This window comes from Streptomyces achromogenes, from assembly GCF_030816715.1.
GTDB classification, from domain to species: domain Bacteria; phylum Actinomycetota; class Actinomycetes; order Streptomycetales; family Streptomycetaceae; genus Streptomyces; species Streptomyces achromogenes_A.
This window is the reverse complement of sequence record NZ_JAUSYH010000001.1, coordinates 2,258,050-2,271,811: the sequence shown is the minus strand read 5'-3', so window position 1 is coordinate 2,271,811 and position 13,762 is coordinate 2,258,050. Positions and strand designations below refer to the sequence as shown.

Below are 13,762 nucleotides of genomic sequence, written 5' to 3'. Positions count from 1 at the left end.
CCATGGCAACGCTTGAAATCCGAGACCTGCACGTCACCGTCGAGGCCGACAACGCCACGAAGGAGATCCTCAAGGGCGTCGACCTCACCGTGAAGCAGGGCGAGACGCACGCCATCATGGGCCCCAACGGCTCCGGCAAGTCGACGCTCGCCTACTCGCTCGCGGGTCACCCGAAGTACACGATCACCGGCGGCACCGTCACCCTCGACGGCGAGGACGTCCTGGAGATGTCCGTCGACGAGCGCGCCCGCGCCGGCCTGTTCCTCGCGATGCAGTACCCGGTCGAGGTCCCCGGTGTCTCCGTGTCGAACTTCCTGCGCACCTCCGCCACCGCGATCCGCGGCGAGGCCCCCAAGCTCCGCCTGTGGGTCAAGGAGGTCAAGGAGGCCATGCAGCGCCTCCACATGGACACCTCCTTCGCCGAGCGCAACGTCAACGAGGGCTTCTCCGGCGGTGAGAAGAAGCGCCACGAGATCCTCCAGCTGGAGCTGCTCCGGCCGAAGGTCGCGATCCTCGACGAGACGGACTCCGGACTGGACGTCGACGCGCTGCGCATCGTCTCCGAGGGCGTCAACCGCGTCCGCGAGACCGGCGAGGTCGGCACCCTGCTGATCACGCACTACACGCGCATCCTGCGCTACATCAAGCCCGACTTCGTCCACGTCTTCTCGGGCGGCCGCATCGTCGAGTCCGGTGGCGCCGAGCTCGCCGACAAGCTGGAGAACGAGGGCTACGAGGCGTACGCGAAGCAGGACGAAGTCGACACGAAGGGTGGCGTATCCGCGTGACACAGCTGCCGGGCCTCCTCGACGTCGAGGCGATCCGCAAGGACTTCCCCATCCTGGATCGACAGATCCACGACGGCAAGAAGCTCGTGTACCTGGACAACGCGGCGACCTCGCAGAAGCCGCGCCAGGTGCTGGACGCTCTCAGTGACTACTACGAGCGCTACAACGCCAACGTCCACCGCGGTGTGCATGTGCTCGCCGAGGAGGCCACGGCGCTGTACGAGGGCGCGCGCGACAAGGTCGCCGCGTTCGTGAACGCGCCGAGCCGCGACGAGGTGATCTTCACCAAGAACGCCTCCGAGTCGCTCAACCTCGTGGCCAACATGCTCGGCTGGGCCGACGAGCCCTACCGGGTCGACCACGAGACCGAGATCGTCATCACCGAGATGGAGCACCACTCCAACATCGTGCCGTGGCAGCTGCTGGCGCAGCGCACGGGCGCGAAGCTGAAGTGGTTCGGCCTGACCGACGACGGCCGGCTCGACCTCTCCAACATCGACGAGATCATCACCGAGAAGACGAAGATCGTCTCCTTCGTGCTGGTGTCGAACATCCTCGGCACGGTCAACCCCGTCGAGGCGATAGTGCGCCGCGCGCAGGAGGTCGGCGCGCTGGTGTGCATCGACGCCTCGCAGGCCGCGCCGCACATGCCGATGGACGTGCAGGCCCTCCAGGCCGACTTCGTGGCCTTCACCGGCCACAAGATGTGCGGCCCGACCGGCATCGGCGTCCTCTGGGGCCGCCAGGAGCTGCTCGAGGACCTGCCGCCGTTCCTCGGGGGCGGCGAGATGATCGAGACCGTGTCGATGCACTCGTCGACGTACGCCCCGGCGCCCCACAAGTTCGAGGCGGGCACCCCGCCGATCGCTCAGGCGGTCGGTCTGGGCGCGGCCATCGACTACCTGTCCGCGATCGGCATGGACAAGATCCTCGCCCACGAGCACGCGCTCACCGAGTACGCGGTGCGCAGGCTCGGCGAGGTCCCCGACCTGCGGATCATCGGCCCGACGACGGCCGAGGACCGGGGTGCGGCGATCTCCTTCACGCTCGGCGACATCCACCCGCACGACGTGGGCCAGGTGCTCGACGAGCAGGGCATCGCGGTCCGGGTGGGCCACCACTGCGCCCGTCCCGTCTGCCTGCGCTACGGAATTCCCGCGACCACGCGAGCGTCGTTCTATCTGTACTCCACGACGGCCGAGATCGACGCCCTGGTCGACGGTCTGGAGCACGTACGGAACTTCTTCGGCTGAGGGGTTGGCGAGCGAGCGCATGAAGCTGGACTCGATGTACCAGGACGTCATCCTGGACCACTACAAGCACCCGCACGGGCGTGGTCTGCGCGATGGCGACGCCGAGGTGCACCACGTGAACCCGACGTGCGGCGACGAGATCACCCTGCGGGTGAAGTACGACGGCACGAGGATCGAGGACGTCAGTTACGAGGGCCAGGGCTGTTCCATCAGCCAGGCCAGCGCGTCCGTACTGAACGACCTGCTGGTCGGCAAGGACCTGACCGACGCGCAGAAGATCCAGGAGACGTTCCTGGAGCTGATGCAGTCCAAGGGGAAGATCGAGCCCGACGACGCCATGGAGGAGGTGCTGGAGGACGCGGTCGCGTTCGCCGGCGTCTCCAAGTACCCGGCCCGGGTCAAGTGCGCCCTCCTCAGCTGGATGGCGTGGAAGGACGCGACGGCCCAGGCGCTGGGCGCCGACGCCGACGTCGAAAGGAAGACGGCATGAGCGAGACCCTGGAGATGAAACCGGCCTCCGAGGAGGAGGTCCGCGAGGCCCTGTACGACGTCGTCGACCCGGAACTGGGCATCGACGTCGTCAACCTCGGACTCATCTACGGCATCCACATCGACGACGCGAACATCGCGACGATCGACATGACCCTGACCTCGGCGGCCTGCCCGCTGACGGACGTGATCGAGGACCAGGCCAAGTCCGCCACGGACGGCATCGTCAACGAGTTGCGCATCAACTGGGTCTGGATGCCGCCGTGGGGCCCGGACAAGATCACGGACGACGGCCGCGAGCAGCTGCGCGCGCTCGGCTTCAACGTCTGAGAGCCGTCCCCGCGCACCGAGCAACGCGCACCGCACAGGAAAGCGGCGGCACCCCCGGCCGGGGGTGCCGCCGCTTTCCTGTGCGGGTGAGTCGGTGGTTCGGTGACTCGGCGGGTCGGTGGGGCTCAGCCCAGCGGGCCCGCGAGCCGGAACGCGAAGTCCGTCCGGTTCGTCGTGTTGTAGCCGTACGGGTCCAGGCGCAGCTGGAAGTCCTTGTGACGCAGCGCGTAGTTGGGGTAGTTCACCGACTGGAACAGCACCGCGCCCGAATACCCCGAGTACCCGGGGCAGAAGGTGGCGTCCTGCCGGAACAGCGAGGAGCCGTCGTTGTATTCGGCGCGCAGGAGGAAGTTCCGGTGGCGCAGGTAGCGGCCGTCGTGCGTCGAGAACGAGACGCAGGAGCTGTCGTACAGCCCGCTCACCACGTGGAAGGTGGAGTCCTCGCGGGACTCCGAGCCACGCGGCGCGTCGAGCTTCACCAGCGAGTCGCTCACATGCCAGTAGCGATCGGGGTAGTTGACCGCCTGCACCGACCGTTCGTCACCGGAGGCCGGCGGCTTGGACGGCTTCCCGGGCGCGTGCGCCGAGGGAGCGGTCGAGACGCCCGGCGACGAACTGCCCTGCGGGCGGGGGGAGGAGGACGGCTCCGACGACGCCGACGGGGAGGGGGAGGTGGACAGGTGCTGCTTACCCGTGGGCGTCGGGGATCCGCTGGAGGGCGTGGCGAAGGAGATGAGACCGCCGGCCGTCTCGTCGTCCGACAGCGTCTGCTGCCGGCCGGCCTCGGACTTCTGCTCAACGGGCCTGTCGTTCAAGGCGATCGCGGTCACGCACGCCAGCACGGTGGCGACGGCGAGGCCGCCGGCAAACCACAGGCGTCGTGTTCCGGGGGCCCGGGAGGTGTCCGGGGCCCAGCCGTTCTCCCAGGGCTGCTCCTGGGACGACCGGGACTTGTCTTCTGGCATGCGCTGTTCCTCCAGCGGCGTCCCGGCTGCAAGAGCCGGTGTGTGAACGGTGAAACAGTAGTGGAAGCTGTGGCTCGCGTTCATCCGTTTGGGCGAGCGCTTTCCATAACGCTTTCGAATCTCCCGTCACTTGGGCGCGAGCGGCGGGCATCCGGTGTGCCGGTGTGTGCCGTTGTGCGTGCCGATGTGTGCCGATGCCTGCCGTTGTGCGTACCGGGGCGTACGCGTGGGTGCGTGCCCATGTGTGCGGGGCGGGTGCCGACGGGAACGGGGCGGGCGCGCCGATGTGCGCGGGGGCGGGTGTTCGACGACGACGGGTGCGCGCCCCTGCGGGAGGGGGGTCGGTGTCGGTGGGAACAGGGGAGAGGCTCCATGTGTACGTCCGTACGCATCACTGTGTACGCTCGTACACATGGGATACCTGACACTCGCCGGCGCCATCGCCGCCGAGGTGGCCGCGACGACGGCCATGAAGTACAGCGAAGGCTTCAGCAAGCTCTGGCCCGCGCTGCTGACGGCCGTCGGCTATGTGCTCTCCTTCCTCCTCCTCGCGCAGACGCTCAAGACCGTCGGGATCGGCACCGCCTACGCGATCTGGGCCGGGGCCGGCACCGCGGCCATCGCCCTCATCGGGCTCGTCCTGTTCGGGGAGGCCCTGACACCCGTCAAGATCGCGGGAGTTCTGCTGATCGTCGGGGGAGTGGTCCTGCTGAACCTGGGCGGTGCGCACTGATGGCCCGCCGCTACGATCCCGAGCGGCGCCAGCGGATCATCGACGCGGCGATCCGGGTCGTCGGGGCGAAGGGGCTGGCCGGACTGAGCCACCGCTCGGTCGCGGCCGAGGCCGACGTCCCGCTCGGCTCCACCACGTACCACTTCGCCACCCTCGACGAGCTGATGACCGCTGCTCTGCGGCAGGCCAGCGAGGGCTTCGCCAAAGCGGTCGCGGCGCACGGCGGACTGACGGACGCCCGCGTCGACCTGCCGGCGGAACTGGCCCAACTGCTCGGCGAGTGGCTGGCCGGCGACCGCACCGGCGTCGAGCTGGAGTACGAGCTCTACCTGGCCGCCCTGCGCCGCCCGGCGCTGCGCCCCGTCGCCGCGGAGTGGGCCGAGGACCTCGCCGCCCTCCTCGCCCGCCGCACCGACGCCCGCACCGCGCGGGCCCTGGTCGCCCTGATGGACGGCATCTGCCTCCAGGTGCTGCTGACGGACGCCCCCTACGACGAGGAGTACACCCGCGAGGCCCTGGCCCGGCTGCTCGCCCCCGCACGTCCGGGCACCGCAGGCCGCTGACCGCCGTCACCTCCCGCCGAGTGCCGCCCGGTCCCGGCGGGGCGGTGCGCCCGGCGCGTCGTCAGCGGGCGCCGAGGTCGCGCGCGGCGTCCAGGGCCGCCGTCACGCTGCCCGCGATGTCCGTGACCGGGTACTGCACATGGCGCACGACGCGTTCCCGGTCGACGATCAGCGTCAGCCGCTTCAGCCGGCTCGTCCCGGCGGCCCGGAACGTCGGCAGGCGCAGGGCGCTGATCAGCGTCAGGTCCGCGTCCGAGAGGAGCGGGAAGCCGAGCCGCTCCTTCTCGGCGAACGCCCGCTGCTCGTCCGGACGTTGGGTGGAGACCCCGTGCACCGCGGCGCCCGCCGCGCGGAACCCGGCCAGACGGTCGCGGAACGTGGACGACTCCAGGGTGCAGCCCGACGTGCCCGGGATGTCGGTCCAGCCCGGCGGATAACCGTCCGCGCGGGCGTAGGCGCCGGGAAAGCAGTACAGAACGGTGCAGGAGGCGTCGTCGGACACGGGATCGCGCGGGGTCCCCCGGTCGTCGACCAGCCGGAGCGCGGGAAGCCGGGCGCCCACGAGGGCGTGCACACGCCGTGCCTCGGCGGACGCCTCCTCGGCCGTGGCCGTGGCACTGCCGTCGCCGAGGATCCAGGTGTCGCCCCAGTCCTGGAGGGCGACCAGGACCGGCAGCAGGGCCCGGCCGCGCGGGGTGAGTCGGTACTCGTACCGCGGCGGGCGCTCCTGGTACGGCACCCGGGTGAGCACGTCCGCCTCGACCAGCAGTCGCAGCCGCTCCGTCAACACCTTGCGGGACAGGCCGAGTTCGCGCTGGAGCTCGTCGAACCGGTGCACACCGCGCGCGGTGTCCCGGACGATCAGCAGGGTCCACCAGTCCCCGACGACGTCCAGGGACTGCGCGATGGCGCAGCCGGAGTCCTCCAGACTCGTCCTGCGCGCCATGTGTGTCCTGCCCTCCCTCTCCCGGCCGGCACCGGCCTCCCGCGGCTGCTCCCGGCCTCGCGCGGAGGCCGGAGCGCCATGCTGACACAGTTGGTTCCCACGGGGAACTCAGCAGGCGGGCGGGGTTCCGCGGCCCGTCTCCTGAGACACCGCTGTGCGGGTTGGCCTCCGCGGCCCCCCGCCGGTTAGGTTGCCCACATGACCGACACCACTGCTCCTCGCACCACCGGCGCCGCGGCCACCGGCCTTGCCACGATCGCCGCCGACGGCACTGTTCTCGACACCTGGTTCCCCGCGCCGGCGCTCGTCGCCGGGCCCGGCCCGTCCGGCACCGAGCGGCTCTCCGCCGACCAGGCCGTGGAGCTCCTCGGCGAGGCCGCGGCGAAGGCGATCGGCCCGGACGCCCGCCGGGGCGTCGAGGTGGTCGCGGTCCGCACGGTCATCGCCTCCCTCGACGACAAGCCGCTCGACGCGCACGACGTCTACCTGCGTCTGCACCTGCTCTCCCACCGGCTGGTGAAGCCGCACGGGCAGAGCCTGGACGGCATGTTCGGCCACCTCGCCAACGTCGCCTGGACCTCGCTCGGCCCGGTCGCCGTCGACGACGTCGAGAAGGTCCGCCTGAACGCCCGCGCCGAGGGCCTGCACCTCCAGGTCACGTCCATCGACAAGTTCCCGCGCATGACGGACTACGTCGCCCCGAAGGGCGTCCGCATCGCCGACGCCGACCGGGTCCGCCTCGGCGCGCACCTCGCCGAGGGCACGACGGTCATGCACGAGGGCTTCGTCAACTTCAACGCCGGAACCCTCGGCACCTCGATGGTCGAGGGCCGCATCTCCGCGGGCGTCATCGTCGGCGACGGCTCCGACATCGGCGGCGGCGCCTCCACCATGGGCACGCTGTCCGGCGGCGGCAACGTGATCATCTCCATCGGCGAGCGCTGCCTCATCGGCGCCGAGGCGGGCGTCGGCATCGCCCTCGGCGACGAGTGCGTCGTCGAGGCCGGCCTGTACGTCACCGCGGGCACCCGCGTCACCATGCCCGACGGCCAGATCGTCAAGGCCCGCGAGCTCTCCGGCGCCTCGAACATCCTGTTCCGCCGCAACTCGGTCACCGGCGCGGTCGAGGCCCGCCCGAACAACGCGGTCTGGGGCGGCCTGAACGAGATCCTCCACAGCCACAACTGATCACCGCGGTCGCGGCCCGCGGCCGCCCCGCCACGACGGTGCGTGCGCGGTGACGCCTGGGACGTGGGCGTCGTCGGCTCATTCGTCCTGACGGGTCGTGGCACACGTGTCCGTGGGCGCGTTCGTGGCGCCGTCGGTTCCGGCCGCCCCGGCCTGCGCCGGGGCGGGCGTATCGGCGGCCGCGCGCGCGGAGGCCCGCCGCGCCCGCTGTGCCCGCAGTGCCGCCCTCGCGGCGGCGGCCTCCCGCTGCAGCTGCTCCGTCAGCAGGCGTATCCGGGCCTCGCGCTCCGCGCCGGTCAGACCCGTGAGGCCCAGCCTGGCGTCACGTTCCTCCTGGGACATGACGTCCTTCCTCTCCTCGGCCGCTGTCGGACGGCGCCGACGACGGCCCCGGCGCCGGCCGCCGGGGCACAGGGCCGCCTCCGGCCGGCAGGCCGGCGGCGAACGCGGCCAGCGCCGTGAAGTCCTCGTCCCGCAGACCCACGCGCGGGTTCACATGGTGGAGCAGGGCCGGTCCCGGGTGGTGGGCGGTGACGTACGTCGAGTCGGCGGGCGACTGCTCGTCGTCGACCCAGGCGAACGGGCGGCCTGCGGCGTGCGCGACGATCGTCTCCGTCTTCCAGTGGACGCCGTCGGTCCGGTGGGCGAACAGCACCGCGCCGAAGTCGACGTACGGCAGCTCGGGCAGGCCGATGACGGGGGCGATCCAGCGGTTGGCCTCGGCCATCCAGGTCGTGGCCCAGCACAGCTCGTAGGGAAGACGCAGGAGAGCGGCGCCGTGCTCCGGGTGCAGCCACACCCGCAGGGGGCGCGGCCGGCCCACGGACGCCCTGATCGTCGTATAGCCGGCAGGTCGCTTCGACGGCTTGGCGGCATACGGATTGAGTGGACCGTCGACGTCGAGGTAGAGCAGCGGCCGGCTCATGAGGCCACCGTACGCAACACGGCCGCGCGCCCGCCGGGGAATTCCGGGCTTCCGTGAGGCCGCAGGCGCATCGCAAGGCGGGGAGGCGGGCGGGTGTGGAGCCTCGGCCGGGTCCGCCGGGAGCCCTCCGTGGAGGCGGGCGCGGTCAGGCTGTCAGCCGGTCGTGGGCGGCGCGCAGCCCGGCGACCGTGTCGCGGCCGGCGGGCCGCAGCGGTGGACGGACCGGACCGGCCGGCAGTCCCAGATCGCCGAGCAGCGCCTTGGCGGTGACGGCTCCCGGCAGACCCGACGCCATCATCGACTCCACCAGTTCCGCGGTCCGCCGCTGGAGCCGGGCGGCTTCGGCGGTGTCGCCCGCGTCGAACGCGTCCAGGACGGCGCGCATGTGCTCCGGGACCGCGTTCGCGACCGTGCTGACGTATCCGGCCGCGCCGACCGCGTAAAGGGCGAGGTTGTGTTCGTCGCAGCCCGCGTAGTACGCCAACGCGGTGCGGGCGAGCACCTTCTGCGCGCCCAGGAAGTCGGCGGAGCAGTCCTTGACCGCGACGATCCTCGGGTGCTCGGCGAGCCGGATCAGCGTGTCCGGCTCGATCCGGACGCCGGTACGGCCGGGGATGTCGTACAGCATCACGGGCAGAGCGCAGGCGTCCGCGACCTCCCGGAAGTGCGCCTCGAGGGCGTCCTGCGGCGGCAGGCTGTAGTACGGGCTGACCACCAGCACGCCGTCCGCGCCCGCCTTCTCGGCGTCCGAGGCGAGCTCCACGGTGTGCCGGGTGTCGAAGGTGCCCACTCCCGCCACGATCGTCGCCCGCGCGCCCACCGCGTCCCGCACCGCCCGCACCAGCTCCGCCTTCTCGGTGTCCGAGGTGGTCGGCGACTCGCCCGTGGTGCCGGAGAGCACCAGCCCGTCGCAGCCCGCGGACACCAGGCGGTCCGCCAGCCGCTGCGCACCGTCGAGGTCGAGCCCGCCGGAGCCGCTGAACGGGGTGATCATCGCGCAGAGCGCGCGTCCGAAGGCGGGGGTGGCGGGGGCGGTGGGGTGGGTGGAGTCGGCGGGGGCGTGGGCGGGGGCGGGAGCCGGGGGCGTGGCGGGCTTCGTCATACGCGTAGTCTCGGCCCGGAGATCGTGAAGCTCCACTTAATTCTTCTGTGAGATATGTGTAAGCAATGCTACGTGGTGGAGTGGGGCTGGGGAGCCGCGTCGAGGGTCGTCGTGGGCGTGGGGATGGCTGGGGGCGGCCGGGGTACCCGGAGGTATCGGAATTCACAGGAGGCGGAGTGCCCCGACCCGGCGCGCCGCCCGCCCCGGGGCGCCTCTCCAGGTGGTATCGGGGCCGAACTCGCCGAGATACAGGAGAGGGGTGCGTCGATGACGGACAGTACGGCTGCGGGCCTGCGTCGGCAGATCGAGCGAGCCGGGCGGCAACTGGGCTCTGCGGCAGGGGAGTTGATGACCAGGGCCGATGTGCGCGGCCGCGCCGGCGCCCGCGCCGCCGACCTCCTGGACCGAGCCGGCGCGGTGAGCGTGCAGCTGCGCAGCACGGCGTCCCAGGCCAGGCGGCACCTGCGGGACCGGGCGGGCCGTCCCGGCCGTGCGGGGGACGGGCGTGCGAGCCGCGCAAGCGCCCTGGCGGCCGTCGCGCAGATGCCGTCACGCCGGGCGGTGCACGCTGCACGCACGACGCACCCGACCTTGCGGCGCACGGCGCGCACCGCGCACATCACACGCGCCGCGCACCCCCTGCGCGCCGCGCACGCCGACCTCCCGTTCGCGCTGCGGCGTCCGCGACCGGCGGTGCTCGCGGGTGCGGCGGCCGTGACACTGGTGGCGGCCGGGGCGATCGGGAGGAGCCGGGTGAGGCGGTGACCGGCCTGCCGAGTTCGATCGGCTGCCCGCTGCCCGCTGCCCGCTGCCCGCTGCCCGCTGCCCGCTGCCTGCCGCCTGCCGCCTGCTGCCCGTCTCCCGTCGCCCCCGCGTGCCCCCGCCCGCCGCCTGCTGCCCGTCTCCCGCTGCCCTTCCTGCCGCCGGGTGGCCGAGGCCCGGCACCCCGAACCGCCGGGGTGCCGGGCCTCGGTCGTGCCCGCCGCCGCCCCCGCCCGCCCGTCCCGCGGTCGGCCCACGCCCGCCCTCCAACCGAAAACTCGAACCTCCTGGACAAAAAAAGTTTTCGGTGAGACGGTGGACGCATGCTGGACGTCACCGTGATCGAGGACCCCGAGGCCGCAGCCGCCTCCCTGGACCCCATACGGGCCCGACTGCTCGCCGAGCTGGCCGCCGGACCCGCGTCGGCCGCGATGCTGGCCGGGAAGGTCGGGCTGCCGCGGCAGAAGGTGAACTACCACCTGAAGTCGCTGGAGCGGCACGGCCTGGTCGAGTTGGCCGGCGAGCGACGCAAGGGCAACGTCACCGAGCGGCTGATGCGGGCGACCGCGGCGTCGTACGTGATCTCGCCGCTCGCCCTCGCCCAGGTGCAGCCCGACCCGGACCGCTTCCGCGACCAGCTCTCCGCCCGGTGGATGCTCGCCCTCGGCGCCCGGCTGGTCAGGGACGTCGGTTCGCTGATCACCGGGGCCGCCAAGGCCCGCCGGCGGCTGGCGACCTTCGCCCTGGACGGCGAGGTGCGCTTCGCCTCGGCGGCGGAACGGGCCGCGTTCATCCAGGAGTTGACGGCCGGCGTCGGCGCCTTGATCCGCAAGTACGACGCCCCTGACGCGGAGGGCGGCCGCGATCACCGGATCGTCGTCGCCGTGCATCCGACGGTCAAGGACCAGCAGCAGACCCCCGAACTGGACCGATAGGCAGCAGGAGCTCACCATGTCCAAGGAATTCGAGATCGTCAGCGAGTTCGAGGTCGACGCCACCCCGGAGCAGGTGTGGGAGGCGGTCACCCACGGCACCGGCGCCTATCTGTGGCCGATGGACCCGCCCGAGCCGCGGGTGGGCGGCGCCGCCGCCTTCGGTTCGACCGTCACCGCCTGGGACCCGCCGCACCACCTCACCGTCCGCAGCGAGAACGTCGGTTTCGGCGCCCAGAGCGCGAACCAGCTCGAGCACGTCATCGAGGCGCGCGACGGCGGACGGCGGGCCTGGGTGCGCTATGTGCACAGCGGCATCTTCACGGACGACTGGGACAACCAGTACGACGGCGCGGCCAAGCACACCGACTTCTATCTGCACACCCTGCGCGAGTACCTCACGCACTTCGCGCCCCGGCCGGTGACCTTCGCCTCGGCCGAGGGCCCCGAGGCGTCGGCCACGTCCGAGGCGCTCGCCGCCGTCGGCGCGGCGCTCGGCCTCTCGGCGGACGACGACCGGGGCGCCCGGGTGACCGTGCGCGGGCCGCAGGAGTTCGACGCCGTGCTGGACTACCGCAACCCGTACTTCCTCGGACTGCGCACCGGCACCGCCCTCATCCGTGTCTTCGGCCGCGGCCGCTGGGGCGCCCCGGTCGGCGTCAGCGTCCACGACTTCGCGCCGGACGCCGACGCCGAGGCGACCGGGAAGGCGTGGCAGGGCTGGCTGAACGGCGTGTTCAGCCGGCCCTGACCGCGCCGTCGGTCACGGCTCGAAGCGCAGCACCTGCGGGTCGTGGTCGCTGATCTGGTCGTGGAACTCCGAGTTGATGTGCACGCTGTCGTACGCGAAGCCGCAGCCGCGCCGGATCGACGGGCTCACCAGGATCTGGTCCAGGACCTGCTGGTTGCCCTGGTAGTCGTAGCTGTAGCGCTCGCTGCGGGGCAGCGACTTGATCGCCGACCACAGCGCGCCGTCGCTCTCGAGGATCTGCGCCGTGCCGGAGAACTCGAAGTCGTTGATGTCGCCGAGCGCGACGACGTCCGCGTTCTTCTGTACGTCGAGGATGTCCTTGACGAACGCGTTGACCAGCGTCGCCTGCTGGTGGCGCTGGACCTCCGAGCTGCGTGCCACCGGCTGGTACTGCGAGGTCAGCCCCTGGTCGCCGCCCTTGGAGTTGAAGTGGTTGGCGATCACGAAGACCGTACGGCCGCGGAAGACGAACTCGCCGGCCAGCGGCTTGCGGCTGTTCGCCCAGGCCGCGTCGGCGGGCGCGATCCGGCCGGGGGAGGCGCTGAGCTGCGCCTTGCCGCGCACCTTGGAGACGGCGACGGCCGTGGTGGCGTCGCCGCCCGCGCGGTCGGTGAAGGACACCCGCTGCGGGTTGAACAGGAACACCTGGCGGATGTTGCCGCCCGGCTCGCCGCCGTCCGCGTTGTTCACGGGGTCGATCGAGCGCCAGTCGTACTTCGGGCCGCCGGCGGCCACGATCGCGTCGATCAGCTTGCCGACCGTGACGTCGGCGGCGACCGTGCCGTCGTTGGTCGCGCCGTTGTCGTCCTGGATCTCCTCCAGGGACACGATGTCGGGCGACTTCAGGTTGTTCACGATCGCGGCGGCGTGCTCCTCGAACGTGGCGTCCGACGGGTCGAGGTTCTCGACGTTGTACGTCGCGACCGCCAGCTCGTTCTTCTTCTGCTTCTGCGTCGTCTCCCGCTGCAGGCCGCCGCTCTTGAGCGCGCCGAGCTGGTTCGCGACGAGCGTGTAGCCGCCGAACTGGTTGTAGTCCAGCGGGCCCGCGGTGACGCCGGTGAGGGTGTCGCCGACGTTCGCGACGGGGAAGTCGGCCGTCGCGCCGAGCGACTGGATCTGCAGCCGGCCGGTGTTCTGCGAGGTGTAGGAGCCGTACAGCGTGCCGCCTCGGCGGCTGGTGTTCTCCCGCGGTTTCACCGTGACCCACAGCTCGGTGTACGGGTCGGTGGCGGTGACCACGCGGGCGTCGGCGACCTGGACGTTCATGCCCTCGAGGGACTCGTAGTAGTCCAGGGCGTACGTGCCGGGCCGCAGCGTCAGGCCGTTGACCGAGTTCGCCGCCGCGGCGTCGCCGGCGGGGGTGTAGGCGGCCGGGACCGACCGCGCGTTCACGACGGTCGCCGCCGGGACCGCGTTGCCGCCGGAGACGACCGTGACCGTCGGCTTGGTGATCTCCGTGATCGACTGGTTGCCGGTGGACGTGCCGCCGGGCACGAACTCCGACACCGTGCCGGTGACCGTGACGGAGTCGCCGACGGCGACCTTGGGGGCGGAGCTGGTGAAGACGAAGACGCCCTCACTGGTGGCCGGGTCGGCGTCCGGGTTCGGATCCTGGATCCAGAACCCCTTGGACGAACCGTAGGGGCGCACGCCGGTGACGATTCCGGCCACACCCGTGACCGCCTTGCCGGCGTACGGCGATATCCGGGTGGTGCCCTGGATGTCGTGAATGGCCACCGTCTCCGCGTGCGCGGGTGCGGACAGGGCGACGGTGGAGGCCGCGGAACATACTGCGGCGACGGTGAGCGCGGCGAGACGCGCGGACTTCTTGCTCGGCAACGGAATCCCTCCGGGGACGTACGTGAGCGCCGGGACGAGGGTGGAGCAGGGACGCTGGGGCCGCGACCGGTGGGGCGGTCCGCGACGCGCGTAGAAAATACAGTGAACAGATGTCCATTCGATTTCTACGCGCGTCAATCTCCTGCCTGCTCAGGCCACTTGTCAAGGTTTCGGCCATGTACGGCACCTGACCGGG

General features: G+C 71.7%; 16 protein-coding genes. 10 read left to right on the top strand and 6 right to left on the bottom strand.

Annotated features, from left to right (window positions below; all coding sequences use genetic code 11):
* The first annotated feature begins 2 nt into the window (after nt 1-2).
* From sufC to QF032_RS10285, 4 genes are read left to right on the top strand one after another with little or no spacing between them, the layout of a single operon-like run.
* Nucleotides 3-788, top strand: coding sequence for a Fe-S cluster assembly ATPase SufC (gene sufC, locus QF032_RS10300; protein WP_306953348.1), 786 nt, complete (start codon nt 3-5; stop codon nt 786-788).
* The gene (locus QF032_RS10295) at nt 785-2,041 is read left to right on the top strand and encodes a cysteine desulfurase (protein WP_307041750.1); all 1,257 of its coding nucleotides are present in this window, start codon (nt 785-787) and stop codon (nt 2,039-2,041) included. The genes sufC and QF032_RS10295 overlap by 4 nt, the downstream gene beginning before the upstream one ends.
* Before the next feature lie 19 nt (nt 2,042-2,060).
* Nucleotides 2,061-2,531, top strand: coding sequence for a Fe-S cluster assembly sulfur transfer protein SufU (gene sufU, locus QF032_RS10290; RefSeq protein ID WP_306956150.1), 471 nt, complete (start codon nt 2,061-2,063; stop codon nt 2,529-2,531).
* Nucleotides 2,528-2,860, top strand: coding sequence for a metal-sulfur cluster assembly factor (locus QF032_RS10285; RefSeq protein ID WP_005477879.1), 333 nt, complete (start codon nt 2,528-2,530; stop codon nt 2,858-2,860). The genes sufU and QF032_RS10285 overlap by 4 nt, the downstream gene beginning before the upstream one ends.
* 125 nt (nt 2,861-2,985) lie before the next feature.
* On the opposite strand, the gene QF032_RS10280 is transcribed toward QF032_RS10285, so the two are convergent.
* Nucleotides 2,986-3,825 (bottom strand): AbfB domain-containing protein, encoded by an 840-nt coding sequence (locus QF032_RS10280; protein WP_307055825.1) that lies wholly within the window; start codon nt 3,823-3,825, stop codon nt 2,986-2,988.
* A gap of 412 nt (nt 3,826-4,237) precedes the next feature.
* On the opposite strand from QF032_RS10280, the gene QF032_RS10275 reads away from it, so the two are divergent.
* Together QF032_RS10275 and QF032_RS10270 are read left to right on the top strand one after the other, a co-directional pair.
* Nucleotides 4,238-4,558 carry a DMT family transporter gene (locus tag QF032_RS10275; RefSeq protein WP_306953358.1) on the top strand — a complete coding sequence of 107 codons (321 nt, stop codon included), beginning with the start codon at nt 4,238-4,240 and terminating at the stop codon, nt 4,556-4,558.
* Nucleotides 4,558-5,121 (top strand): TetR/AcrR family transcriptional regulator, encoded by a 564-nt coding sequence (locus QF032_RS10270; RefSeq protein ID WP_306953359.1) that lies wholly within the window; start codon nt 4,558-4,560, stop codon nt 5,119-5,121. The genes QF032_RS10275 and QF032_RS10270 overlap by 1 nt, the downstream gene beginning before the upstream one ends.
* 61 nt (nt 5,122-5,182) lie before the next feature.
* Here QF032_RS10270 and QF032_RS10265 read toward each other — a convergent pair whose 3' ends face one another.
* Nucleotides 5,183-6,067 (bottom strand): winged helix-turn-helix transcriptional regulator, encoded by an 885-nt coding sequence (locus tag QF032_RS10265; protein ID WP_307041746.1) that lies wholly within the window; start codon nt 6,065-6,067, stop codon nt 5,183-5,185.
* Nucleotides 6,068-6,265: 198 nt separating this feature from the next.
* On the opposite strand from QF032_RS10265, the gene dapD reads away from it, so the two are divergent.
* The gene (gene dapD / locus QF032_RS10260; RefSeq protein ID WP_307041744.1) at nt 6,266-7,255 is read left to right on the top strand and encodes a 2,3,4,5-tetrahydropyridine-2,6-dicarboxylate N-succinyltransferase; all 990 of its coding nucleotides are present in this window, start codon (nt 6,266-6,268) and stop codon (nt 7,253-7,255) included.
* Between the two features lie 78 nt (nt 7,256-7,333).
* Here the strand turns inward: dapD and QF032_RS10255 are convergent, their stop codons facing one another.
* The 3 genes from QF032_RS10255 to dapA all read right to left on the bottom strand — a co-directional run bounded on the left by QF032_RS10255 (nt 7,334) and on the right by dapA (nt 9,318).
* Nucleotides 7,334-7,597 (bottom strand): hypothetical protein, encoded by a 264-nt coding sequence (locus QF032_RS10255; RefSeq protein WP_307055823.1) that lies wholly within the window; start codon nt 7,595-7,597, stop codon nt 7,334-7,336.
* Nucleotides 7,578-8,180 carry a hypothetical protein gene (locus QF032_RS10250; protein ID WP_307041741.1) on the bottom strand — a complete coding sequence of 201 codons (603 nt, stop codon included), beginning with the start codon at nt 8,178-8,180 and terminating at the stop codon, nt 7,578-7,580. The genes QF032_RS10255 and QF032_RS10250 overlap by 20 nt, the downstream gene beginning before the upstream one ends.
* A 145-nt stretch (nt 8,181-8,325) precedes the next feature.
* Nucleotides 8,326-9,318 carry a 4-hydroxy-tetrahydrodipicolinate synthase gene (gene dapA / locus QF032_RS10245; RefSeq protein ID WP_373430313.1) on the bottom strand — a complete coding sequence of 331 codons (993 nt, stop codon included), beginning with the start codon at nt 9,316-9,318 and terminating at the stop codon, nt 8,326-8,328.
* Nucleotides 9,319-9,549: 231 nt separating this feature from the next.
* Here dapA and QF032_RS10240 point away from each other — a divergent pair, with 231 nt between their 5' ends.
* The 3 genes from QF032_RS10240 to QF032_RS10230 all read left to right on the top strand — a co-directional run bounded on the left by QF032_RS10240 (nt 9,550) and on the right by QF032_RS10230 (nt 11,727).
* Nucleotides 9,550-10,047, top strand: a complete 498-nt coding sequence (locus tag QF032_RS10240; RefSeq protein ID WP_307055820.1) for a circumsporozoite protein — start codon at nt 9,550-9,552, stop codon at nt 10,045-10,047.
* Nucleotides 10,048-10,367: 320 nt separating this feature from the next.
* Nucleotides 10,368-10,979, top strand: a complete 612-nt coding sequence (locus QF032_RS10235) for an ArsR/SmtB family transcription factor (protein ID WP_306953371.1) — start codon at nt 10,368-10,370, stop codon at nt 10,977-10,979.
* 16 nt (nt 10,980-10,995) lie between these two features.
* Nucleotides 10,996-11,727, top strand: a complete 732-nt coding sequence (locus QF032_RS10230) for an SRPBCC domain-containing protein (protein WP_307055818.1) — start codon at nt 10,996-10,998, stop codon at nt 11,725-11,727.
* A gap of 12 nt (nt 11,728-11,739) precedes the next feature.
* Here the strand turns inward: QF032_RS10230 and QF032_RS10225 are convergent, their stop codons facing one another.
* Nucleotides 11,740-13,566 carry an endonuclease/exonuclease/phosphatase family protein gene (locus QF032_RS10225; protein WP_307041730.1) on the bottom strand — a complete coding sequence of 609 codons (1,827 nt, stop codon included), beginning with the start codon at nt 13,564-13,566 and terminating at the stop codon, nt 11,740-11,742.
* Nucleotides 13,567-13,762: the final 196 nt, after the last annotated feature.

Bases quoted from the DNA above. Each gene is read 5' to 3' on its own strand.
- dapD (WP_307041744.1), top strand. From the start codon at position 6,266: ATGACCGACACCACTGCTCCTCGCACCACCGGCGCCGCGGCCACCGGC.
- QF032_RS10285 (WP_005477879.1), top strand. From the start codon at position 2,528: ATGAGCGAGACCCTGGAGATGAAACCGGCCTCCGAGGAGGAGGTCCGC.
- QF032_RS10265 (WP_307041746.1), bottom strand. From the start codon at position 6,067: ATGGCGCGCAGGACGAGTCTGGAGGACTCCGGCTGCGCCATCGCGCAG.
- QF032_RS10235 (WP_306953371.1), top strand. From the start codon at position 10,368: ATGCTGGACGTCACCGTGATCGAGGACCCCGAGGCCGCAGCCGCCTCC.
- QF032_RS10250 (WP_307041741.1), bottom strand. From the start codon at position 8,180: ATGAGCCGGCCGCTGCTCTACCTCGACGTCGACGGTCCACTCAATCCG.
- sufU (WP_306956150.1), top strand. From the start codon at position 2,061: ATGAAGCTGGACTCGATGTACCAGGACGTCATCCTGGACCACTACAAG.
- QF032_RS10280 (WP_307055825.1), bottom strand. From the start codon at position 3,825: ATGCCAGAAGACAAGTCCCGGTCGTCCCAGGAGCAGCCCTGGGAGAAC.
- QF032_RS10275 (WP_306953358.1), top strand. From the start codon at position 4,238: ATGGGATACCTGACACTCGCCGGCGCCATCGCCGCCGAGGTGGCCGCG.
- QF032_RS10230 (WP_307055818.1), top strand. From the start codon at position 10,996: ATGTCCAAGGAATTCGAGATCGTCAGCGAGTTCGAGGTCGACGCCACC.
- sufC (WP_306953348.1), top strand. From the start codon at position 3: ATGGCAACGCTTGAAATCCGAGACCTGCACGTCACCGTCGAGGCCGAC.
- QF032_RS10240 (WP_307055820.1), top strand. From the start codon at position 9,550: ATGACGGACAGTACGGCTGCGGGCCTGCGTCGGCAGATCGAGCGAGCC.
- QF032_RS10270 (WP_306953359.1), top strand. From the start codon at position 4,558: ATGGCCCGCCGCTACGATCCCGAGCGGCGCCAGCGGATCATCGACGCG.
- QF032_RS10255 (WP_307055823.1), bottom strand. From the start codon at position 7,597: ATGTCCCAGGAGGAACGTGACGCCAGGCTGGGCCTCACGGGTCTGACC.